The sequence below is a fragment of the Croceicoccus mobilis genome (assembly GCF_001661965.1).
GTDB classification, from domain to species: Bacteria; Pseudomonadota; Alphaproteobacteria; order Sphingomonadales; family Sphingomonadaceae; genus Croceicoccus; species Croceicoccus mobilis.
The window spans coordinates 29,343-52,001 of the sequence record NZ_LYWZ01000027.1 but is presented as its reverse complement, the minus strand read 5'-3'; the positions used below and the strand labels follow the sequence as shown (position 1 = coordinate 52,001).

General features: G+C 63.7%; 22 protein-coding genes. 8 read left to right on the top strand and 14 right to left on the bottom strand.

All coding sequences use genetic code 11. From position 1 onward, the window contains the following. Positions 1-42: 42 nt before the first annotated feature. Positions 43-1,278 carry a tyrosine--tRNA ligase gene (gene tyrS, locus A9D13_RS16640; protein ID WP_066776199.1) on the bottom strand — a complete coding sequence of 412 codons (1,236 nt, stop codon included), beginning with the start codon at positions 1,276-1,278 and terminating at the stop codon, positions 43-45. Positions 1,279-1,398: 120 nt separating this feature from the next. On the opposite strand from tyrS, the gene A9D13_RS16635 reads away from it, so the two are divergent. Continuing rightward, positions 1,399-1,932, top strand: coding sequence for a DOMON-like domain-containing protein (locus tag A9D13_RS16635; protein WP_066776197.1), 534 nt, complete (start codon positions 1,399-1,401; stop codon positions 1,930-1,932). Further along, positions 1,929-3,161, top strand: a complete 1,233-nt coding sequence (locus A9D13_RS16630) for an exo-beta-N-acetylmuramidase NamZ family protein (protein ID WP_066776194.1) — start codon at positions 1,929-1,931, stop codon at positions 3,159-3,161. The genes A9D13_RS16635 and A9D13_RS16630 overlap by 4 nt, the downstream gene beginning before the upstream one ends. A 3-nt stretch (positions 3,162-3,164) precedes the next feature. Here the strand turns inward: A9D13_RS16630 and ygiD are convergent, their stop codons facing one another. Then, the gene (gene ygiD, locus A9D13_RS16625; protein WP_066776191.1) at positions 3,165-3,968 is read right to left on the bottom strand and encodes a 4,5-DOPA-extradiol-dioxygenase; all 804 of its coding nucleotides are present in this window, start codon (positions 3,966-3,968) and stop codon (positions 3,165-3,167) included. Positions 3,969-4,069: 101 nt separating this feature from the next. On the opposite strand from ygiD, the gene A9D13_RS16620 reads away from it, so the two are divergent. Further along, a complete protein-coding gene (locus tag A9D13_RS16620; RefSeq protein ID WP_066776188.1) occupies positions 4,070-5,311 on the top strand; it encodes a M24 family metallopeptidase in 1,242 nt (413 codons plus the stop codon). Positions 5,312-5,327: 16 nt separating this feature from the next. Here the strand turns inward: A9D13_RS16620 and A9D13_RS16615 are convergent, their stop codons facing one another. The 6 genes from A9D13_RS16615 to A9D13_RS16590 all read right to left on the bottom strand — a co-directional run bounded on the left by A9D13_RS16615 (position 5,328) and on the right by A9D13_RS16590 (position 12,146). Beyond that, positions 5,328-6,509 carry a vWA domain-containing protein gene (locus A9D13_RS16615; protein ID WP_066776185.1) on the bottom strand — a complete coding sequence of 394 codons (1,182 nt, stop codon included), beginning with the start codon at positions 6,507-6,509 and terminating at the stop codon, positions 5,328-5,330. 4 nt (positions 6,510-6,513) lie between these two features. Further along, positions 6,514-6,942: a GFA family protein gene (locus A9D13_RS16610; protein ID WP_066776182.1), complete on the bottom strand. Its 429-nt coding sequence runs from the start codon at positions 6,940-6,942 to the stop codon at positions 6,514-6,516. After that, complete coding sequence (locus A9D13_RS16605) at positions 6,939-7,799, bottom strand: AAA family ATPase (protein ID WP_229665307.1); 861 nt, start codon at positions 7,797-7,799, stop codon at positions 6,939-6,941. Before A9D13_RS16605 ends, A9D13_RS16610 begins: the two co-directional genes overlap by 4 nt. Before the next feature lie 52 nt (positions 7,800-7,851). Next, positions 7,852-8,556 carry a DUF2238 domain-containing protein gene (locus A9D13_RS16600; RefSeq protein ID WP_066776179.1) on the bottom strand — a complete coding sequence of 235 codons (705 nt, stop codon included), beginning with the start codon at positions 8,554-8,556 and terminating at the stop codon, positions 7,852-7,854. A 16-nt stretch (positions 8,557-8,572) separates the two neighbouring features. Further along, complete coding sequence (gene parE / locus A9D13_RS16595; RefSeq protein ID WP_066776176.1) at positions 8,573-10,594, bottom strand: DNA topoisomerase IV subunit B; 2,022 nt, start codon at positions 10,592-10,594, stop codon at positions 8,573-8,575. A 349-nt stretch (positions 10,595-10,943) separates the two neighbouring features. Then, positions 10,944-12,146 (bottom strand): penicillin-binding protein activator, encoded by a 1,203-nt coding sequence (locus A9D13_RS16590; RefSeq protein ID WP_066776173.1) that lies wholly within the window; start codon positions 12,144-12,146, stop codon positions 10,944-10,946. A 40-nt stretch (positions 12,147-12,186) separates the two neighbouring features. Between A9D13_RS16590 and rsmI the strand changes: the two genes are divergently transcribed. The 4 genes from rsmI to A9D13_RS16570 are packed head-to-tail and all read left to right on the top strand — an operon-like array spanning position 12,187 to position 15,065. Continuing rightward, complete coding sequence (rsmI, locus tag A9D13_RS16585; RefSeq protein WP_066776170.1) at positions 12,187-13,023, top strand: 16S rRNA (cytidine(1402)-2'-O)-methyltransferase; 837 nt, start codon at positions 12,187-12,189, stop codon at positions 13,021-13,023. Further along, positions 13,020-13,385, top strand: coding sequence for a YraN family protein (locus A9D13_RS16580; RefSeq protein ID WP_066776164.1), 366 nt, complete (start codon positions 13,020-13,022; stop codon positions 13,383-13,385). Before rsmI ends, A9D13_RS16580 begins: the two co-directional genes overlap by 4 nt. A gap of 24 nt (positions 13,386-13,409) precedes the next feature. Continuing rightward, positions 13,410-14,381, top strand: coding sequence for a glutathione synthase (gene gshB, locus A9D13_RS16575; RefSeq protein ID WP_268235796.1), 972 nt, complete (start codon positions 13,410-13,412; stop codon positions 14,379-14,381). A gap of 48 nt (positions 14,382-14,429) precedes the next feature. Then, complete coding sequence (locus A9D13_RS16570) at positions 14,430-15,065, top strand: DedA family protein (protein WP_066776158.1); 636 nt, start codon at positions 14,430-14,432, stop codon at positions 15,063-15,065. A 3-nt stretch (positions 15,066-15,068) separates the two neighbouring features. Here the strand turns inward: A9D13_RS16570 and A9D13_RS16565 are convergent, their stop codons facing one another. Beyond that, positions 15,069-15,974, bottom strand: coding sequence for a tyrosine recombinase XerC (locus A9D13_RS16565; RefSeq protein WP_229665308.1), 906 nt, complete (start codon positions 15,972-15,974; stop codon positions 15,069-15,071). A 4-nt stretch (positions 15,975-15,978) separates the two neighbouring features. Beyond that, entirely contained in the window at positions 15,979-17,133 is a 1,155-nt protein-coding gene (hemW, locus tag A9D13_RS16560) for a radical SAM family heme chaperone HemW (protein WP_066776152.1), read from the bottom strand. 79 nt (positions 17,134-17,212) lie between these two features. Here hemW and A9D13_RS16555 point away from each other — a divergent pair, with 79 nt between their 5' ends. Beyond that, positions 17,213-17,782 (top strand): CAP family protein, encoded by a 570-nt coding sequence (locus A9D13_RS16555; RefSeq protein WP_216635517.1) that lies wholly within the window; start codon positions 17,213-17,215, stop codon positions 17,780-17,782. Between the two features lie 6 nt (positions 17,783-17,788). Here A9D13_RS16555 and A9D13_RS16550 read toward each other — a convergent pair whose 3' ends face one another. From A9D13_RS16550 to A9D13_RS16535, 4 genes are all read right to left on the bottom strand, one after another. After that, positions 17,789-18,415, bottom strand: coding sequence for a glutathione S-transferase (locus A9D13_RS16550; protein WP_066776148.1), 627 nt, complete (start codon positions 18,413-18,415; stop codon positions 17,789-17,791). Further along, entirely contained in the window at positions 18,412-19,395 is a 984-nt protein-coding gene (gene trhO, locus A9D13_RS16545; RefSeq protein WP_066776145.1) for an oxygen-dependent tRNA uridine(34) hydroxylase TrhO, read from the bottom strand. The genes A9D13_RS16550 and trhO overlap by 4 nt, the downstream gene beginning before the upstream one ends. Positions 19,396-19,488: 93 nt before the next feature. Then, positions 19,489-21,216 (bottom strand): transferrin-binding protein-like solute binding protein, encoded by a 1,728-nt coding sequence (locus A9D13_RS16540; RefSeq protein ID WP_156522135.1) that lies wholly within the window; start codon positions 21,214-21,216, stop codon positions 19,489-19,491. An 18-nt stretch (positions 21,217-21,234) separates the two neighbouring features. Beyond that, positions 21,235-22,605: a surface lipoprotein assembly modifier gene (locus tag A9D13_RS16535; RefSeq protein WP_082922506.1), complete on the bottom strand. Its 1,371-nt coding sequence runs from the start codon at positions 22,603-22,605 to the stop codon at positions 21,235-21,237. Positions 22,606-22,659: the final 54 nt, after the last annotated feature.

Below are 22,659 nucleotides of genomic sequence, written 5' to 3'. Positions count from 1 at the left end.
TTGCTGACAATGATGTCAGTCAATGCGGGGGGAATGCGCGATTCAGGCGGCACCAACCAGCTGGCCGTGCTTCTTCTTGCCAAGCGAGAGCTTGATCGATTCGCCTGCGCCGGGCTGCACGGTCATCTGGGCGTCGCTGACAAGCACGTCGTCGAGCTTGACCGCGCCCTCGGCAATCTTGCGCTTGGCCTCGCCGTTGGACTTGGTGAAACCGATCGCGGTCAGCGCGGCGGTCAGTCCCATGCCCCCTGCCGGGATCGACAGTTCAGGCAGGTCCTCGCCCACGCCGCCTTTGGCGAATACCTCTTCGGCGGTCTTGCGCGCACTGGCGGCGGCGTCGGCGCCGCGGCAAAGGGTCGTCACCTCGTCGGCAAGGCGGATCTTCGCCTCGTTGATGGCGCTGCCTTCCAGCGCCTCAAGCGCGGCGATCTCGTCCAGCGGCACGTCGGTGAACAGCTTGAGGAAACGGCCCACGTCGCGGTCGTCGCAATTGCGCCAGTACTGCCAGAAATCATAGGCGGGCAGCGCGTCGTCGTTCAGCCAGACCGCGCCTGCGGCGGTCTTGCCCATCTTGCCGCCATCGGCGGTGGTGAGCAGCGGGGTGGTGACGCCGAACACCTCGGTCCCGTCCATGCGGCGGGCGAGTTCGATGCCGTTGACGATATTGCCCCACTGGTCGCTTCCGCCCATCTGCAGGCGGCAGCCCATGCGCTGCGACAGCTCGCGGAAGTCGTAGGCCTGCAGGATCATGTAGTTGAATTCGAGGAAGGAGAGCGACTGTTCGCGCCCCAGCCGGTTCTTCACCGAATCGAAGCTGAGCATCCGGTTGACCGAGAAATGCTGCCCCACTTCGCGCAGGAAGGGGATGTATTCGAGCGCATCGAGCCAGTCGGCATTATCGACCATGACCGCATCGGTCGGCCCGTCGCCAAAGGTGAGGAAGCGTTCGAACACGGTCTTGATCGACGCGACATTGGCCGCGATCCGCTCTTCGGTCAGCAGCGATCGCGCCTCGTCCTTGAAGCTGGGGTCGCCGATCTTGCCGGTGCCGCCGCCCATCAGCACGATGGGCTTGTGCCCGGCCTGCTGCAGACGCCTGAGCATCATGATCTGCACCAGCGAACCGACATGCAGCGACGGTGCCGTCGGGTCGAAGCCGATATAGCCCGGCACGACCGCTTTGCTCGCGAGAGCGTCGAGCGCCTCGGCATCGGTGGTCTGGTGGATGTAGCCGCGCGACGAAAGCAGGCGCAGGAGTTCGGACTTGTACTGTGTCATGATGGGGAGCGCCGTTAGCACGGGGTGCGCAAGGGGCAAAGACGGTTATTGGGTGCGAGTTTGCGCACAGCTGTGTCACAGGTGATTGCCACGGGCCGAAGGCTTGGGCACAGAGACGCCATGCCCGCGCTGCACCCGCATCCCGAAAGTCCGCCGCTCGCCGTCGAAAGCGTCGAGGCCCAGCTTATCCGCCTGCCCGGCAAGGGCGCGCTGATGGCCCGATATCGCATCACCGGCATAGGCAGACTGGTGATCCCCGAATTCACCGGCCGCGGGCGTGAGGACGATTTGTGGAAGCACAGCTGCGGCGAGGTTTTCCTGATAGGCGAGGGGGATCGCTACCGCGAATTCAATTTCTCCCCCAGCGGTCGCTGGGCCGCCTGGGACTTTGCAGCCTATCGCAAGCGTGCTGGCGACCATGACCCCTTTGACATTCCCGAAATCAACATCCGCACCGGCGACACCATGGCGGTGCTCGATGCCAAGCTCGACCCGCGCGAGATCGGCGATTTTACCCGCGCCGGGCTGTCGATGGTGATCGAGGAAGAAGGCGGGCATCTTTCATACTGGGCGCTAGCGCATCCCGGCGCGCGGCCCGATTTCCATCACCCCGATGGCTTCACATTCGATATTCCCGAGGCAATGCGCGCATGAGCAATCACAGTGTGAAATCCGGCCCAAGTGTCAGGTTCGGCATCGACCGCCTGCTGGCCGACCCGGAACTGCGCGCCCCGCTGAAAGGCAGGCGCGTGGCGCTGCTGGCGCATCCCGCTTCGGTCACCGCCGATCTCACCCATACGCTCGATGCGCTGGCCGCGTGCGAGGATATCAGCCTGTCCGCCGCCATGGGCCCGCAGCACGGGCTGAAAGGCGACAAGCAGGACAATATGGTCGAGAGCGAGGATGAGACCGATCCCGTATACGGCATCCCGGTCTTCAGCCTTTATGGCGAAGTGCGCCGCCCGACCGGGCAGATGATCTCTTCCGCCGATGTCTTCATCTATGACCTGCAGGACCTTGGCTGCCGGATCTACACCTTTGCCACCACGCTCCTCTATCTGCTGGAAGAGGCGGCGAAGCACGGGAAGGAAGTCTGGGTTCTTGATCGCCCCAATCCCGCCGGTCGCTCGGTGGAGGGCACCACATTGATCGAGGGGCATGAGAGCTTCGTCGGCGCAGGGCCGATGGTCATGCGCCACGGCCTGACCATGGGCGAACTGGGGCACTGGTTCATCCGCCACTTCAACATCGATGTCGCCTACAGAGTGATCGAGATGGAGGGCTGGCAGCCCGATGGCCCCGGTTTCGGCTGGCCGACCGACCGCGTGTGGATCAATCCCAGCCCCAATGCCGCGAACGTCAACATGGCGCGCGCCTATGCCGGCACGGTGATGATCGAGGGAGCGACCGTTTCCGAAGGGCGCGGCACGACCCGCCCGCTGGAAGTGCTGTTCGGCGCGCCCGACCTCGATGCGAAGCGGATCATGGCCGAAATGGAGCGCGTCGCCCCCGAATGGCTGGTTGGCTGCGCCCTGCGCGAATGCTGGTTCGAGCCGACCTTTCACAAGCATGCCGGAAAGCTGTGCAGCGGGCTGATGATCCATGCCGAGGGGGCGTTCTATGACCATGATGCCTTCCGCCCCTGGCGGCTTCAGGCGCTGGCGTTCAAGGCGATCCGGAATCTGTACCCCGGCTATGAGCTGTGGCGCGACTTCCCGTATGAGTACGAGTTCGAGCGGCTGGCCATCGACGTGATCAATGGCGGCCCTGCCTTGCGCGAATGGGTCGACGATCCCGACGCCACGCCCGCCGATCTGGAAGGCATCGCGGGCGCGGACGAGGCGGCGTGGCGCGAAGCGATCGCGCCCATCCTGCTGTACTGATCGTCAGGCGTAGGCGGCGAAGGGTTCCGCTTCGCCGAAAGCGGCACTGGTCATCGACAACGCGCCGTCGATATTGTCGTTGAAGATCGACACGACATCGCCGGGCAGACGCGCGCCCGCCGCATAGAGCAGCGGCAGGTAATGCTCACCCGAATTGATCGCGGCGCCGGCGGCCTTGTCCTCACGCGTGAAGAAGCTGATGGCGCGTTCGTCGCCTTCCACCAGCGCCTTGTTGATGCGCGACTGGAATTCGACGGCCCAGTCGGGCTTCGTCCCTGCGGTCTGCCGCCAGAGCATCAGATTATGCACGATATTCCCGCTCGCCACGATCATGATGCCTTCATCGCGCAAGGGGGCGAGGCGGCGGCCGATGTCGAGATGGCGTTCGGGCGGCGCGCTCATATTGACGCTGACCGCGACGACGGGAATGTCGGCTTCGGGGAACATCGGCTTCAGCGTGCCCCACACGCCATGGTCGAAACCGTAATCGGGATCGAGCCGGGCGGGAAAGCCTTCGTCGCTGATCAGATCGACCACGCGCTGCGCCAGCTTTGGATCGCCGGGCGCTGCATATTGCATGTCATAGAGTTCCTGCGGGAAGCCGCGGAAATCGTGGATCGTGTGCGGATGCGCGGCCGAGGTGACGCGGGTGGACCCCCGCGTTTCCCAATGGGCGGTCACGCAGATGATCGCCCCCGGCCGGGCGAGTTCGCGGCCCAGAGCCTCGAACGTGGCGCGTTCGGGGTTGTCGGTGATCATGGTCATGGGCGAACCATGGCCAAGGAAGAGAGCGGGTTGTCTGGTCATGACCGCAATATCGGCCCGTTGCGCCCTGCTGCCAAGAAGGCACAGTCTTGTAACCGCTGATCCCGATTGCCGCCGCGCTTGGCGGGCGATAGGGAAGCGCCATGATCAGGCGTGATTTTCTGGGCCGCACGGGGCTCGCTTCGCTGGCTCTCGGCCTTCCTGCCACCAGTTTCGCCGCCGATGGCGAATTGCCCGATCTCGCTGCCAGCGCAAAGCCCATCACCACCGGGGAGCGGCAGGCCCGCATCGCCAAGGCCGGCGCGCTGATGCGCGAATACGATATCGACGCCGTGCTGGTGGAGGCGGGATCGAGCATGGTCTATTTCACCGGCGTCCACTGGTGGCGATCAGAGCGCCTTACCGCGGCGGTCATGACGCGAGAGGGCGAGATCGCCATCGTCACCCCGTTTTTCGAGGAACCCTCTGTCCGCGAGACACTGGCCGTGCCTGCCGAGGTGCTGCCATGGGACGAGGACGAGAACCCGCTGGCCGCAATCGCCGCATGGCTGGAAAAGCGCGGGCTGACCGGCGGGCGCATCGGGATCGAGGAAACGGTGCGCTTCTTCGCATCCGACGGGCTGCGCGCGGTGTTGCCGAACGCCGCGATCGTGAGCGCCAATCCAGTGGTGCGCGGTTGCCGCATGATAAAATCGCCCACCGAACTCGCGCTGATGCAGGTCGCGACCGAAATTACCATGCGCGCCTATCGCCATGCCTATACGCGGATAGAGGCGGGCATGACCCCGTCCGACATTGGCGGCATCATCAATGGCGCGGTGCGGCAGATGGGCGGCACCCCCGAATTTGCGCTGGTGCTGCTGGGCGAGGCGAGCGCCTATCCGCACGGATCGGACAAGCCGCAGGAGGTGCGCGAGGGCGAGGTCGTGCTGATGGATTGCGGCTGCAACGTCCATGGCTACCAATCGGACGTATCGCGCAGCTATGTTCATGGCGGCGCGAACAAGCAGCAGCGGATGGTCTGGAACCAGATGCGGCAGGGCCAGCAGATCGCCTTTGATGCGGCGCAACCGGGCCGCCCGGCGGGCGAGGTCGACGATGCGGTTCGCAGCTTTTACCAGACTTTGGGCTACGGGCCCGGATACAAGCTACCGGGCACCTCGCACCGTACCGGGCACGGTATCGGCCTCGACGGACACGAACCGCTCAATCTTGTCCATGGCGAAACCACGCGGCTGGCGCCGGGTATGTGTTTCTCGGACGAGCCCGGCATCTATATCCCCGGCAGCTATGGCATCAGGGTCGAAGATTGCTTTTACATGACCGAAAGCGGGCCGCGCTGGTTCTCCACGCCGCCGTCCTCCATCGACGATCCGATTGGTTGATCAGAAACGGTTGCGCTTACGCCTGCTTGCGGGTCAACTGGCGCATCGCGTCTTCCAGACCCTGTAGCGTCAGCTCATACATGCGGTCGTTCATCAGCTGGCGGATCAGCCGGTTGGACTGGTGATATTCCCACATGCGCTTGGGCTCCGGATTGATCCACACCGCGCTGGGGTAAGTGTTGGTCACGCGCTGCATCCACACCGCACCCGGCTCGTCATTGAGATACTCGACCGATCCGCCCGCCTGGATGATTTCATACGGGCTCATCGCCGCATCGCCGACGAACACGACCTTATAGTCATGGCCGTATTTGTGGAGGACGTCCCATGTGTTGATCCGCTGCGAATGGCGGCGATGGTTGTCCTTCCATACGAAGTCGTAAAGGCAATTGTGGAAGTAGAAGAATTCGAGGTTCTTGAACTCGGAGGTAGCGGCGGAAAACAGCTCCTCCACCATGGCGATATGCGGGTCCATCGACCCGCCGACGTCGAGGAAGAGCAGCAGCTTTACTGCATTATGCCGCTCTGGCCGCATCTTGATGTCGAGGAACCCGCGCCGCGCCGTTCCCGCGATGGTGGCATCCAGATCCAGCTCGTCCGCCGCGCCCTCGCGCGCGAAACGGCGCAGGCGGCGTAGCGCCACCTTGATGTTGCGCGTGCCCAGCTCTTTCTGGTTGTCCAGATTGGCGAACTCGCGCTTTTCCCAGACCTTGATCGCGCGCTTGTGCCGGCTCTGCCCGCCGATGCGGATGCCTTCGGGGTTGTAGCCCGAATGACCGAAAGGACTCGTGCCGCCGGTACCGATCCACTTGTTGCCGCCGTGGTGCTCCTCGTTTTGCTCCTCCAGCCGCTTCTTCAGCGTCTCCATGATCTCGTCCCAGTCGCCAAGGGATTCGATCTGCTCCATCTGTTCCCTGGTCAGGAACTTCTCCGCCACGGCGCGCAGCCATTCCTCGGGGATCTGCGCTTCCTCTTCGGCCAGCTCTGACAGCACGCCGTTGAAGACCTTGTGAAACACCTGGTCGAAGCGGTCGATCAGCCCCTCGTCCTTCACATAGACCGCGCGTGAGAGGTAATAGAAATCCTCCGGCGTATGGCTGATGACCTCGGCATCCAGCGCCTCCAGCAGCGTCAGATGCTCCTTCATCCCGGCCTTGATCCCGGCCTTGCGCAGTTCTTCAAGGAAATTGAGCAGCATTGGATCAGCCCGCCGATGGAGGCGGCGGGGGCTGCTGCGGCCAGCTTTCGCGCGCGGGGTCGATGATGGCCCATTCGGGCGCGTCCTCGGTCCAGATGATGACCTCTGGCGCAAGGCCGTGGCCGGGATCGAGCGCGCCCAGCCGCACCGTTTTCAGATGCATGCGCGCCGAGCTTTGCGCAAAGATCTGCACCCCGCATGATGGGCAGAAATGGAAAGTCAGCGCATTCCCGCTCGCCGCTTGCCAAGTCGAATGACCCAGCGTGCCCGCGACCTTTACCGCATCCGCCGGAAACATCGCATTATTGCTCGGCCCGCCGCCCGAGATCTTCTGGCACTGGCGGCACCAGCACTGGCGCGTGCCGACGGGTTCGGCGGTAATGGTCAGGCTAACCGCGCCGCAGGCACAGCCGCCTTTATAGGGCGCGCTCAACGTTCCCTCCGGCTCATGAAGGCCAGCCTTTCGAACAGCATCATGTCCTGCTCGTTCTTGAGCAGCGCACCGGCCAGTGGCGGGATCGCCTTTTTCGGGTCCTGCTGCTGCAGCACCTCCAGCGGCATGTCCTCGACCAGCAGCAGCTTCAGCCAGTCGAGCAGTTCGCTTGTCGAAGGCTTCTTCTTGAGGCCGGGCACATCCCGGATCTGGTAGAACATTTCCAATGCGCGGGAGACGAGGCGCTGCTGGATGCCGGGAAAATGGACCTCGACGATCTCGGTCATGGTCTCGGCATCGGGGAACTTGATGTAATGGAAGAAGCAGCGCCTGAGGAACGCGTCGGGCAGCTCCTTTTCATTGTTCGAGGTGATGACGACGATGGGCCGCTCCACCGCCTCGACCCGCTCGCCCGTTTCGTAAACGTCGAAGCTCATGCGATCGAGCTCCTGCAGGAGGTCGTTCGGAAACTCGATATCGGCCTTGTCGATCTCGTCGATCAGCAGCACGGGCAGCTGGGGCGAGGTGAAGGCCTCCCACAGCTTGCCCTTGCGGATGTAGTTCGAAATGTCGTGCACGCGCTCATCGCCCAGCTGCCCGTCGCGCAGGCGGGCGACCGCGTCATATTCATACAGGCCCTGCTGCGCCTTGGTCGTGGATTTGACGCCCCATTCGATCAGCGGCGCGCCGGTCGCTTTCGCGATTTCATGGGCCAGCACGGTCTTGCCGGTGCCCGGTTCGCCCTTGACCAGCAGCGGGCGGCGAAGCGTGACCGCGGCATTGACCGCGACCTTCAGATCCTCGGTGGCGACATAGTTTTCGGTGCCGGTAAAGCGCTGCATTTTCTGTCCTGTCATTCGCGTCTGCAGACAGGCTAGGTATTGCGCCGCAGCATGGCAAGCGAAGCGATTAGCTGCCGAAGAGATGCGGATAGCGCCGGATAAAGCGCCGCAGCCAGAAATCGGTGCGTTCGCGCCGGGCGCGGTGCATATAGCCCCAGCCCATGACCGCGACCGTCGCCGAACCCATCGTATCGACGATCAGGTCCCACATCGTGTCGGTAAGGCCGGATGGATCGCCCAGCATCGGTTTCTGCATGGTGAGGCCGAAAATCTGGTCAGCCGAAAATTCGAGTATTTCCCAAAGCGCGCCGATCCCCACGCCGAAGAAAAAGGCGAACAATGCGACGAAGCTGGGCCGCATGGTGACATCGACCAGCCGGTTTTCATTCACCATGTAGACGAAGAGAAACCCCAGCAGCCCCAGGAGCACGCCCGAGCTGGTGTGAAGCACGAGGTCCCACCACCAGAAACGTTCGTAATAGTCGCGCACCTCGCCCAGAAAGAGGGTCGCAAACACGAACAATACGACGAAGATCTGGATTTCCGCCGGGATGAACACGGGCAGCTTTTCGGGCGCGACGGCAGGCACGCCGATCACGATCATCAGGGCGATGACAAGGAACATCCCCATCCACCGCTGATCGAATGCGAGGGCGACCAGCTCGGCTGCCATCATCAGTTCCATCACGCCGACGATGACCAGATGGATACGCCGGGCGAGAGGACCGGACTCGGGCGGGCCGGATTCGGATCGCTCTGCTGCGTCTGTCATCACGCAGCCCGGCAGGTCACGCGTCGATCATGTCGCGGTCGAATTCGCCCGCATTGTTCTGGATGAAGTTGAAACGGTGTTCCGGATTGCGGCCCATCAGCTCGTCCACCAGCCGCTTCACGCCTGCGCGCTGTTCGTATTCGGTGGGGAGGGTGATGCGGATCAGGCTGCGGCTTTCGGGGTTCATCGTCGTTTCGCGAAGCTGTCCGGGGTTCATCTCGCCCAGACCCTTGAAGCGGCCGATCTCGACCTTCTTGCCTTTGAAGACCGTCTCCTCCAGCTCCTTGCGGTGTGCGTCGTCGCGGGCATAGCGGCTCTCCTTACCCGCAGTCAGGCGATAGAGCGGCGGCTGGGCGAGGAAGAGATTCCCGTTCCGCACGATCTCCGGCATTTCCTGAAAGAAGAAGGTCATCAAGAGCGTCGCAATATGCGCGCCGTCGACGTCGGCGTCGGTCATGATGATGATGCGGTCATAGCGCAGATCGTCGGGGTTGCAGTCCTTGCGGATGCCGCACCCCATGGCGAGGGTGAGGTCCGCGATTTCCTGATTGGCGCGGATCTTGTCGGCGCTGGCGCTGGCGACGTTGAGGATCTTGCCGCGGATCGGCAGGATCGCCTGCGTCTTGCGATTGCGCGCCTGTTTCGCGCTGCCGCCTGCGGAATCGCCCTCGACGATGAACAATTCGGTTTCGCCATTGCCTTCGCCAGAACAGTCGGTGAGCTTGCCGGGCAGGCGCAGCTTCTTCGCATTGGTCGCGGTCTTGCGCTTGATCTCGCGCTCCTGCTTCCTCCGCAGGCGCTCGTCCATCCGGTCCATCACCGCGCCCAAAAGCGCTTTGCCCCGGTCCATATTGCCCGACAGGAAATGGTCGAAATGGTCGCGGATCGCGTTTTCGACCAGACGCGCCGCTTCGGGCGAGGTCAGCCGGTCCTTGGTCTGCGACTGGAACTGCGGATCGCGGATGAAGAGCGAGACCATGACCTCGCTCCCCGTCACCACGTCGTCGGGCGTGATGTCTTTGGCCTTCTTCTGGCCGACCAGCTCGGCAAAGGCGCGCAGCCCCTTGGTCAGTGCGGCGCGCAGGCCCTGTTCATGGGTGCCGCCATCGGGGGTGGGGATGGTGTTGCAATACCAGCTGTAGGAACCGTCGGACCACAGCGGCCATGCGATCGCCCATTCGACCCGGCCCTGATCGAGCCCGTCCTCGCCCTTCGGGAAATCCTGGCTGCCGGCGAAGAACTCGGTGGTCACGCATTCGCGGTTTCCGACCTGTTCCTTGAGATGGTCGGCAAGGCCGCCGGGAAACTGGAAGACCGCCTCTGCCGGAACGTCTTCGCTGGCCAGTTCGGGATCGCATTTCCAGCGAATCTCGACCCCTGCGAAAAGATAGGCCTTCGACCGGGTCAGGCGGAACAGGCGGGCGGGCTTGAACTTCTGCGGCCCGAAGATTTCAGGGTCGGGCGTAAAGCTGACCGTGGTGCCGCGCCGATTGGGGGCGGCGCCGATCTTCTCGATGGGCCCGAGCGGGTGGCCCTTGGAAAATTCCTGCGCGTAAAGCTGCTTGTCACGCGCCACCTCGACGCGGGTGAGGGTGGAGAGCGCGTTCACGACCGAAACGCCCACGCCATGCAGACCGCCCGATGTCGCATAGGCCTTGCCTGAAAACTTGCCGCCCGAATGCAGCGTGGTCAGGATCACCTCCAGCGCCGATTTGCCAGGATATTTGGGATGCTCGTCGATCGGCATGCCGCGGCCATTATCGCTGATCGTGATCTTGCCCGCGGTCCCGGGCTCACCCTTCTCCAGCGTCACCTCGATCCGGTTGGCGTGGCCGGCGACAGCCTCGTCCATCGCATTGTCGAGCACCTCGGCCGCAAGGTGGTGGAGCGCGCGTTCGTCTGTGCCGCCGATATACATGCCGGGGCGGCGGCGCACGGGTTCAAGGCCTTCGAGAACCTCGATCGCGCTGCTGTCATAGCTTTGCGCCGCGGCGGTGGCCTTGGCATCGAAAAGATCGTCTTTTTTATCGTCGGGCATAGGGGCGAGGCTAGGGCCTTGGCAGCCCCGCGATCAAGCCTCTTGCCCCCAGTTATGAGCAGTCATGCGACAAAGGGGGCGGCAGGCGGGGAGGGGGCAGGGGACGGACGCGACCCGGATGATCGACGAAAACGATCTCTGAGACAGTTTTTTCCGGTTTTACCGAATAAGCCTTATGCGACTAGGGGGCGCGCAACGCAATGCGCCATCCCCCTTCCGGCGCAGCGCGTATCGTCCGGCTTCCCCAGTCCCTCTCGGAAGCCGTCGAAACGGGCACCGCTTTGCCGTCTCTCTCCCATCCCCCGACAGGCGAGGCGGTGCCCCAGACGAGCCGGGGCACCATTTCACATCAATCGAACTTCGTGGGCGCGGGCGACACGACCTTGACGCCGTTCACCGTTACCTCGCGCACTTCGAAGGCGCGCTGCACCACGCCATCGTCAAAACGGAACGCGCCGTCGAGGCCGAGGAAACCGCCGCGATCATCGAGCGCGGAAGTCGGGAAGCGGCCGCCCGGATTCCAGCCGCGCGCGACGCGGATCGTCAGCAGCACCGCATCATAGCCCAGCGCCGACACGCGATAGGGCGCCGAACCGAAGCGGGCCTTGTAACTATCCGACAGGCGCTTGAAACGCGCATCCGACACGGCCGAGAACCATGCCCCGCGAAGCGGCGCGCTTTGCGCGATCTGCGCATCGCCGCTCCACAATTCGGTGCCGAGGATCTTTGCCATCTTGTCCGCATCACGGATCATCGGGGCGGCGCGCACGGCCATGCGCGCGCCATCGGCGATCAGCACCGCCTGGTAATCGCCCTTGCCGTAAAGCCGCTTCACCGCTGCCGAAAGCGAGCTGGCCGAGCGGTCATAGGTCTCGATCGCGCCGACGGTCACCCCGCTCTTGCGGGCCTGTTCCAGCATGGCTTCGGATGCGCGATTGCCATATTCGCCCCTTGGTACCAGCGCGCCAAAGCGGGTGATGCCGTTCTGCTGTGCAAACAGCATGGTGCGCGCAATCGACTGCGCGGGGACCTGCCCCATCACATAGACACCATCGCCTGCCACTTCGCTGTCGTTCGAAAAGCTGATGATCGGAACGCGCGCCGGTCCCGCCACGCTTTTTACCGCGCGCACATTGTCACCCAGCAGCGGGCCAAGGATCAGCCGGTTGCCATCGGCGATCGCCTTCCGTGCAGCGCCTGCGGGATCGCTGGACGTATCATAGCTGGTGATGCGGATATTCGAGGTATTGGTGTCGAGCAGCGCCATGGTGGTCGCGTTCGACAGGCTTTGCCCCACGGCTGCATTCGTGCCCGACATCGGCACCAGCAGCGCCACGCGGTGGCGGTCCGTATCGGTATCGGGCAGCGTCGTGGCGCTCGGCCCCTCGGTCGGGGCGGGGCCTGCGACCGGCGCGCCGCTTTCCGGGATAATCCCGCTACAGCCTGCCAGCAGCATTGCGCCGAAACCGGCGAAGCCGAGCTTCATGGCGCGGCGGCGGCCCGTGGCGGCGGTGTGGATAGGCGCGGTTTTATTGGCGACCCGCGTGTTCATGCTTGCATCTCCCTGAACCCTTTGTGCATCAGCGCTGGCAATGGACCAGCAACGCGACCCACTTTCACCCGGCCTCTATATAGTCGCGACGCCGATTGGCAATCTCGGCGATATCACCATGCGCGCTGTCAGCGTGCTGAACGCCTGCGATGCGGTGGCCTGTGAGGATACGCGGGTGACCGGAAAGCTGATGCATCACCTCGGGATCAGGAAACGGTTGATCCGGCACGACGACCACGCGGGCGACAACGCGCGCGACGGGCTGCTGGCATTGGCGGAAACGGGCCCGGTGGCACTTGTCAGCGATGCGGGCACGCCGCTGATTTCCGATCCCGGCTACCGGCTGGTGGTCGAGGCGCGCGAACGCGGGATCGCCGTCGTCACCGTGCCGGGACCGAGCGCGGTGATCGCGGGGCTATCGATCAGCGGACTACCCACCGACCGCTTCCTGTTCGCCGGTTTCCTGCCGCCCAAGGACAAGGCACGCCGCGATGTGCTGACCGAACTGGCGGGCGTGCCCTCCAGCCTCGTGTTCTATGAAACCGCGCCGCGGCTGGGGCCTTCGCTGGTGGCAATCGGCGAATTGCTGCCGGGGCGCACCATCGCGGTCGGGCGCGAATTGACCAAGCTGCATGAGGAATGTCGATCCGGTACCGCCGAGGAACTGATCGCCCATTACGAGGCGCATCCGCCAAGGGGCGAGATCGTGCTGATGATCGGCCCGCCGGTCGCCACGGCGGCAGAGGATCTCGACATCGACGCCCTGCTCGTCGAGGCATTGAAGGCCGACAAGCCCAGTCAGGCAGCGGCGAAACTCGCCAAGGCGCATGGGCTGGACCGGAAAATGCTCTACGCCAGAGCCATGGAGCTGAAGTGAAACCCGCAGCCGTCAAACGCATCCGCGCCGAAAAACAGGGGCGACGCGGCGAGGACGAAGCCGCGCTCTACCTCCACGCAGGCGGCTGGGACATTCTGGCGCGCCGCCTGCGCAATCCGGCGGGAGAGATCGACCTTGTCGCGAGAAAGGGCAATATCGTCGCCTTTATCGAGGTGAAGTGGCGGTCCTCCGCCGCTGCGCTCGACACTGCCATCGATGCGCGCCGCCTTGCGCGCGTTTGCGCCGCAGCTGAGGTGGAGGCTGCAAACTACGTGCAACCGGGCGATGACATGCGGATCGACGTACTGCTCCTTGCACCGGGCCATCCCCCACGCCATCTGGAAAACGCCGGGCAGTTCTGAGCCTGCGCATCAAGAGGAAATATCGTGACCCAAAAGCTCCGTGTCGCCGTCCAGATGGACCCGATGGAAACGATCAATATCGCGGGCGATTCCAGCTTTGCGCTGATGCTTTCCGCGCAGGAGCGCGGGCACGAGCTGTTCCACTATGACGTGCGCAGCCTGACATGGAAGTCCGATGGATCGGGCGGCGGCCGCGTCACCGCATGGGCCGCGCCGGTCACGGTGCAGAAGGTGAAGGGCGACCATTTCACCCGCAGCGAATATCGCACCATCGACCTTGGCAGCGATGTCGATGTCGTGCTGATGCGGCAGGACCCGCCTTTCGATATCGGTTACCTGACTGGCACATGGCTGCTGGAGCGGATCAAGGGCGAGACTTTGGTCGTCAACGATCCCGTCAGCGTCCGCAATGCGCCAGAAAAAATCTATGTCCTCGACTTCGCGCGTTTCATGCCGCCAACGCTCATCACCCGCCGGATCGAGGAGGTGCGCGACTTCATCGCCGAACATGGCGCGGTCGTCATAAAGCCGCTCCATGGCAATGGCGGCAAGGCGGTGTTCAAGGTCGAGGCCGATGGCGGCAACCTGTCCGCCCTCGTTGAGATGTTCAACAACACCTGGCCCGAACCCTTCATGGTGCAGCCCTTCCTTCCCGAAGTGTCCGAGGGCGACAAGCGCATCGTGCTGGTCGATGGCGTGGTCGCAGGCGCGATCAACCGCAAGCCGGGCGAGGGCGAATTCCGATCCAACCTTGCGCAGGGCGGCTATGCCGAGGGCGCAGGGTTGACCGAGCGTGAGCAGGAGATCTGCGACGCCATGGGGCCGCAATTGAAGGAACTGGGTCTCGTCTTCGTCGGCATCGACGTCATCGGCGGCAAGTGGCTGACCGAGATCAACGTGACCAGCCCGACCGGCATCGTCTCCATCGACAATTTCAACGGCACCGACACCAGCGGCATGATCTGGGACGCGATCGAGGCACGGCTCGCCCAGTAATTCACCGCGTTCGGGGAGCTTTCCGGCCCGCCATCCATTGATGCTGCAATGACGGACTGGATAGTCAATATCATCCAGGGCGGCGGCTATCTCGGCATAGCCCTGCTCATGGCGATCGAGAACATCTTCCCGCCGATCCCTTCCGAGGTGATCATGGGGGTGGGCGGTCTTGCCGTGTCCAAGGGTACGATGTCGTTCTGGCCGCTGCTGTTCTGGGGCACGGTCGGTTCGGTGGCGGGCAATTACGTCTGGTACTGGGTCGGCTATCATTACGGCTATAAATCCATGCGCCCCTTTATCGACAAGCATGGCCGCTGGCTGACCGTGGACTGGGAACATGTCGAGGATACCAGCCGCTTTTTCAGGAAACATGGCCAGTGGGTCGTGTTCTTCCTGCGCTTTTCGCCATTGATGCGGACCATCATTTCGCTGCCCGCCGGGCTGTCTTGCATGAATGTCTGGAAATTCCTGATCTTCACAGCGGCGGGTTCCGCCATCTGGAACGCGGCGCTGATTGCCGGGGCATCTTTGATGGCAGGCTGGTTCGCCGGGTTCGAAAACGTGATCGCCATTGGCACGTGGGTTCTGATCGGCCTCATGCTGATTGGCTATGTCTATCGCGTCATCACATGGGAACCGCGTGAAAGCCCCAAGGACGATACCGACAGCGAATTGGCGGAATAGGCGCTAGTCTCCGCGCTCGCGCGGGTGGGCGTCACGATAGACGTCGAGCAGGGTCGCGGCATCCACCTTCGTATAGATCTGGGTCGAACCGAGGCTGGCGTGGCCCAGCAGTTCCTGAAGCGAGCGGAGATCGGTGCCCGCCGCCAGCAGATGCGTCGCAAAGCTGTGGCGCAGCGCATGCGGTGTCGCGGTGGCCGGAAGGCCCAGCGCCTTGCGAGCCTTCGCCATCGCCTTTTGCACCACGCCCTGAGACAATCGCCCGCCCTTCGCCCCGCGGAACAGCGGATCGCGCAGGCCCATGCTCCATGGCTGGCGGTCGAGGTAATCCTCCAGCCCCTGTTTCACCAGCGGCAGCATCGGCACCACGCGCTGTTTGCGGCCCTTGCCGGTGACGGTAATCGATCCGCCCACGGGCAATATATTGCAGTCGAGCGACAGGGCCTCGTCAATGCGCAGCCCCGCGCCATAGAGCATCAGCAGAACCGCCCGGTCGCGTGCGCCGATCCAGTCCTCGTCCGAAAACTCGGCCACGGTTTCGGCGATGTTCACCGCTTCGTCAGGTGTGACCGCGCGCGGCAGGCCCTTCTGCACACGCGGGCCACGCAGGCGCGGTGGCGCGATGTCCTGCGCGCCCGATTGCGTCAGCGCGAACTTGATGAAGGCCTTCAATGCCGACAGTTCGCGCGCCGCCGATGCGTTGGACAGCCCATCGGCACGGCGAGCGCCAAGGAAACGGCGCATGTCTGCCGCCTTGCACGATGCGACGCGCCGCCAGTCGGCATCCTCGCCCAGCCATTTCAGGAATCGGTCCGCCGCATTGGCATAGGCGCGCACCGTATGCGGCGAACGGCGAAGGCCCAGTGCGAGATGATCGTGCCACTCGGCCAGCATGTCGTTCCGCAGGGCCAAGCGGTCAGCCTTCGGTCATCAGGCCGGGCGCGACCAGTTCGCCCAGCAGGCTGTCGAGCAGCACCATGCCGCTTTCGGTGACGGTGACATGGGACCCATCGCGCTCGACAAAGCCGAGATCCGCATAAAGCGCGGCCTTGCGCCCGTCGATCAGCGCATCGGGCGCAATGCCGAACCGCTGCCCCATGGCGGCAAGATCCACGCCTTCTGTCAGGCGCAGGCCCATCATCAGCGCCTCGGCCGCGCATTCGGCCGGGTCCAGTGCGCGCGTTTCGGACAGGCCGTGCTGATTGCGCTCCACTGCGGCAAGGAAATTTTCGGGCTTCTTGTGCCGCTGCGTCGCGAAACCCCGGCGGCGGCCATGCGCGCCAGGGCCAATGCCGACATAATCCTGATAGCGCCAATAGGTAAGATTGTGGCGGCTCTCTTCACCGGGGCGGGCGTGGTTGCTGATCTCATAGGCGGGCAGCCCCGCCAGTGCCGTCATCGTGCGGGTGAGGGCGAACATCTCGGCGCTCACCTCTTCATCCGGCAATTCGAAACGGCCGAGGCGATAGTCGGTCGCAAAGCGCGTCCCCGGCTCGATCGTGAGCTGGTAGAGCGAGAGATGGCCGGTGCCGAAGGACAAGGCCTGCTCCAGCTCGGCGCGCCACTGGTGCACGCTCTGGCCGGGGCGGGTGTAGATCAGGTCGAAGCTGACGCGCCCGAACGCCTTTTGCGCCACGTCCAGCGCGGCCAGTCCTTCGCGCACATCGTGCAGGCGGCCAAGGAATTGCAGCGCATCATCGTTCAGCGCCTGCAGCCCCAGCGACACGCGGTTCACGCCCGCCCGCGCCAGATCGGCGAATTTCGATGCCTCGACCGAAGAGGGATTGGCCTCCAGCGTGATCTCCAGCCCCGGCTGCGCCGGCCAGAGCCGCGTCGCTTCGGCAATCAGCCGTTCCACCAGCGCAGGCGGCATCAGGCTGGGCGTGCCGCCGCCGAAAAAGATCGAGCCGAGCGTGTCCGGCCCCGTCGCCTCCCGCTCATGCGCCATGTCGGCCAGCAGCGCGCTTTCCCATGCCTCGACATCCACGCCGTCACGGACGTGGCTGTTGAAGTCGCAATAAGGGCATTTCTTCAGACAGAAGGGCCAGTGGATATAAAGCGCAAGCGACATGGCCGCTGTTTCAGCACCTGTTAAGCGGCTGATGTCAAGGATGGCGCCCGGATCGGAAACAGCAAATAGGGCGGGATCGATGAGGAAACGGGTTGTGGGCGGCGCTATGGCCGCGGCGGGGCTGGCACTGGCCGTGGTGGGCGTGCCCGCGCTGGCGCAGCAGCAATGGGGCTATACCGACAAATACCCCGAGATCGACAGCGTGCCGCAGGGCAGCTTTGCCGGGCGCCTGCTGGAAACGCACAACCGCGAACGCATCCGCATGGGCGTGCCGCCGCTGGCGTGGGACCCGAAGCTGGCCCGCGATGCGCAGGAATGGGCCAATGTGATCGCTCGCAAGCAGACGCTAACCCATGCCAGCCGCATGGATAGGAATGGCGCGGGCGAGAACCTTTGGGTCGGGGTGAAAGGCTATTACACCGCTGAAGAGATGATCGAGACCTTCATCGACGAAAAGCAATATTACCGCCCCGGCACGTTCCCCAAGGTATCGACCACCGGCCAATGGGCCGATGTCGGCCATTATACCCAGCTGATCTGGCGCGAGACGGAAAAGGTCGGCTGCGCGGTGGCTCCGGGCGGGGGGCAGGACTGGCTGGTGTGCCGCTATTATCCGGCGGGCAACACGATGGGCCGCCCGGTTCTTTAAGGCCGTTTACCCCGGAAAGGCGAGCGGCTCGTCACCTTCGGCCCAAGGCTTGGGCCGCGCCATGATGGTGGCGAACAGGTCTGAGGCGAGATGCCCTGCCAGCCAGCCTTGCAGATGCGGCAGGGGCAGGGCGTCGAACCAGCTGCGATCATTATTGGCGAACTGCCGGACGAAGGGAAAGATCGCCGCATCGGCCAGCCCCATGGCCGCCCCGCAAAGCTGGCCGTGCGTCTCCAGCCGCGCATCGAGATCGCGCAGGAACCGAAGCCCGCTTTCCCGGTGGGCAAGCGCGTCGCTGTCATGTCTTTCGGGATATTTGTAGCGGTCGAGGTCGTGCTTGAAGGGCCCGTCATTGCGGGCGATCAGATCAGGATCGTCACGCTCCAGCCAGCCATCGGGATCGCTTATCGCCAGCGCGTGATGCATGATCTCGATGCTTTCCTCGATCACCTGTCCATCGGCCAGCACCAGCACCGGCACCGTCCCCTTGGGCGATGCTTCCAGCATGGCGGCTGGCTTGTTCGCCAGCTTCACCTCGCGCAATTCACCGGTGAACCCGCTTGCCGCCAGCGCCAGCCGCGCCCGCATCGCATAGGGGCAGCGGCGGAAGCTGTAGAGGATGTCGCCCGTCATGCCTCGTCCTCATCCTCGGGCATTTGCGCGCCGACATGCGCCTCACCGCGCCGGGCGGCCAGCATCTCCTGCCGGTGCCGCTCGCGATAGGATGCGCGCTGCTCGTCGGTGCGCTCGTCGTGGCAGGCAGGGCAGCTGACGCCTTCCTCGTATCGCGCGTCGGTCCGGTCCTCGTCGCTGACCGGGCGGCGGCAGGCGTGGCACAGGCCATAGCTGCCCAGCCTCAGACCATGTCCCACGGTCACGCGCTGGTCGAAGACGAAGCATTCGCCTTCCCACAGGCTCTCATCCTCCGGCACGGTTTCCAGATATTTGAGGATGCCGCCCTTGAGGTGAAACACCTCCTCCACGCCCTCCTGTTTCAGGAAGGCGGTCGATTTTTCGCATCTTATGCCGCCGGTGCAGAACATGGCGACGCGCGGTTCCTTCCCTTCGCCCAAAAGGCGCTCGCGCTCGGCGCGGAACCAGCTGGGAAAATCGCGAAAACTGGCGGTCTTGGGATCGACCGCCCCGTGGAAGGTGCCGACCGCGACCTCGTAATCGTTGCGCGTGTCGATGGTGATCACGTCCTGCGCGCTGATCAGCGCGTTCCAGTCCTGCGGCTCGACATAGGTGCCCACGCTCCGGTTGGGGTCGATGCCCGGCTGGCCCATGGTCACGATCTCGCGCTTTAATCGCACCTTCATGCGGTGAAACGGCATTTCGCGCGCGGCAGAGAATTTCACCTCCAGTTCCGCGCAACCGGGCAGGGTACGGATATGGGCGAGCGTCGCGTCGATCCCTTGCGCCGTTCCCGCGATGGTGCCGTTGATCCCTTCGGCAGCCAGCAGCAGCGTGCCCTTTATCCCGTTCGCGCCACACGCATCAAGCAGGGGCACTCGCAGCGCGGCGGGATCGTCGAAACGCGTAAAGCGATAGAGCGCGGCGACGCGAACCGGCGTGTCCAAGGCATTGTGGGCGGAATCGGTATTGATCGACATGGCCGCCCCATAGCGCGGCAAAGCACCGCCGTCAGCTTTTCGCGGCAGGCTGGCGGAGAGGGGCGTGGTCGCTCCCTCCGCCGCCGCCCAGCCTCAGTCCTCCTTGGCCAGAGCGACGCCTGCGAATTTCAGCTGATCGGGATCGCCTTCCGGCCCGTTCATCGTCCCGATGAAAGTCGCGCCGATTTCCTGTGCATAGGGCCCAAAGAAATAGGTGCTGATCTGGGAATCGGCATTCAACCCGTCGCCGCTCAGCTGAACGCGATCGAGACCCTGACCCGCGATGTCACCGGCAAAGGTCCACAGCCCGAAGTTATATTCATCCGCGCCGCCGACGTTACCCATTACGGCAAGACCGCCTTCGACCGTGCCATTGCCGAAATCCACGCCAAAGCTGGAACTGCCCGACAATTCGTAATCCGCACCAGCAAGACTACGGGCATTGCCGTAGAGGATGCCCGAATAGCTGGCCCCGCCTGTCCGGGCCTCGATCATCTTTTCGTGCGTATTCAGCCCGGCAAGGATATATTGCCTGCGGTCCACCGTCTGATAGGATTGGTCGACAACCCCGTTCGTTTCGAAAAAGGTGGAATAGCTGAGCTGGATCTCGCTATTCGCATCTCCGATCCGATATGCCGACAGGAAGCGCGTACCCGTGGACCTCGCCAGCTCATAGCTGTCGAAGTTTTCCCTCTCGTCCTCTACCGACGGGATATCGGCGATGACATATTCGTCGATGCCGGACCTGACCTCGTACAATCCATCCGCATCAAAGACTACATTCGCCGAAGCCCCCATGCGAATGTCCAGCTCTTCCTCGCCGGTATAGCGGGTGTCGAGGCTGATCTGGGCGGTCGTGGCCGGGATATTGACGAAGCCGAAACGCTCGGCCAGCGACATCGTCTCCAGCTCATCGCCCTCCACGCCGGTAAAAGAGATGGCGACCGCGCCGCCGCTTGCGCTGGTGCCGGTGAACTGCCCTCCGATCTCCTGCGCGTCGGGCCCGTAGAAGGAACCGGAAATGTCGCCGGTATAATCGAACCCGCCGTATCTGGAGATGGCAGTGCCGGAAAAGCCGCCGTCGCTGATTTTGCCGGCGGCATACAGAGATCCGGCGCTGGAGATTCCCTCGAAGATGCCCTCGATTGATTGCGAGCCGTTGATCGTGAAGGCGCCGCGCGTGAAATCGACGAGAAAGCTGTTTTGCCCGGTGATCCACCACGCCTGTTCGCCCGGCTCGCTCACACTTCCCAGCATGTCGATCCAGTACTGGCCCTGACCGCTGACAGGCACGGCCGACGCGGGGCTTTCATAGCCATAGACGAAGGTGCTGAGATCGTTGATCTGGTTCGATCCCACCACGCCGTAATCGATCCACAGACCCTTGCCGACATAGTCGTAGGTTTTTTCGGTTCCCCATGCGGTCGTGGACAGGGACAGCGATTGCGCGCCCTTTTCGTAATTGACCTCGCCTTCGAAGCGCGATTCCAGCTGCTCGGCCGGGGAGAATGTCTCGGTCTGGGTGCCTCTGGTCAGGGTATAGCTGTCGCTGGCCTTGTCATAGCTGATCGTCATCGCCTGCCGCGATGCGGCCGCATCGATGACGCTGGCATCGTTCAATTCGATGCTGAAGCTGTTGGAAGCCGAGGTCGCATCGAAGCTCGCACTGGAATTAAGCTCGCTCAGCTTCTTGGGGGCAGGCGTGCTGACGACCCCGCCGCCGCCGCCGCCGCCGCCTCCGCCTCCGCCTCCGCCGCCCCCGCATGCGGCAAGAGCGCTGCACATGGCGATGGCGGATATGGCGGTCAAAGAATTTCTCATGGTGTCTGCGTCCCCCGGTCAGAATGCGGCCGTCAGGCCAATTTCAACAGATTTTCTTGTAAAATCATAAATTTCAATGCTCGACGCATTGCGTTCGAATTGCAGGCGGGCGATCGGCGCGAAGGTGCCGACGCGAAAAGACCGGAACGTGCCCGACAGGCCGACCGCGGCGAAATCGTCGATGCGCCGCGCGCCATAAAGCCCCAGCACTTGGTCCGCTTCGAGATGCGAATAGCTTCCCGACAGCGCGAGCGAGGTCTGCCCGAATTCGCGGAACACATATGCCCGCAGCCCGCCGCTGGCGTTGGAATAGGGTTCGGCGCGAGCCATCGCGCGCGATCCGGTAAGATAAAACCCCGCACCCCAGCGGCTGGTAAAGGCGCGGTCGATACCGACATCGAGCGACAGGCGTGTCTGGTCTTGCTGGTCGTTGCGGCGATTGTCTTCATCAAGGGCGCTGACGCTGGCGCGCAGGCGGCCCCTCTTGCCGACCGGGTGGCGGATCTCGGCCCTGCCGCCATGCGCTTCGGTAAAGGGTTCGTCCCCGAACCAGCGATAGCGGATATTGGCCGCCAGCGAGATGCGGTCGCCGCCCGATTGCCATTGCGGGCCCAGCTCTGCCGAGACCTGGTAGTCGTCAAAGGCCGAGCCGTCATATTCGCGGATCGCGGCCGAAATCGTCGCCGCCAATTCGGCGCTGCCGCCCAGCGGTACGCGGCCATAGCCCTGCGCCCGCATGGCAAGGCCAAGGCCCGACTTCCTGCGCGCATCGTCGGACAGTTCGAGATCGCCGATGACCGTGCTGAGCGTATCGGATGCGGTGGCGCGATTGATATTGCTGTCGGGCGCAAGCGTGGCTTCGAGATTGAGGCCGATATTGGCGGGCGAGCTGAGCGCCTGTGCGTAGAAATGAACGAGCCGCTCGATCTCCGGCGGCAGGCCCGCCGCGCGGGCGGCGCGCAATTCGCGTTCCGCCCCTTCGCGATCGTTAAGCATGACCAGCAGCCGGGCGAGTTCGACGCGCACGCGCGCGGCTTCGGGCTGTTCATCGAGGATCTGGCGCAGCAGCACCGCGCCATCGCGGATGCGTCCCTGTCGATTGGCGCGCAGCAGGGCAAGACGAAAGCGAGCCTCTGACCGTAGTTCCAGATCAGGATGGCTCGCCAGTGCCTCCAGCAAGGCTTCGGCAGTGGCGTAATCTTCCTTCGCCTCTGCCTGCGATGCGACATCGAACATTTGCGCCGGGGTCAGCTTTACCGCAGGCGGCGATCCGTCCTGCGCCGCAACGGGCAGGGCAAGGCCGGGCGCGGCAATAGCCAGCGTAACAGGCAGCGCTTTTGATATTCCGCGCAGGAAACGGGCAAGTAATGAAATGGCGACCCCCTGCAATTTTCTTATGAAATGCAGCGGGATGTGTCCAGCCAACCTTCGGGTGACTGTGGG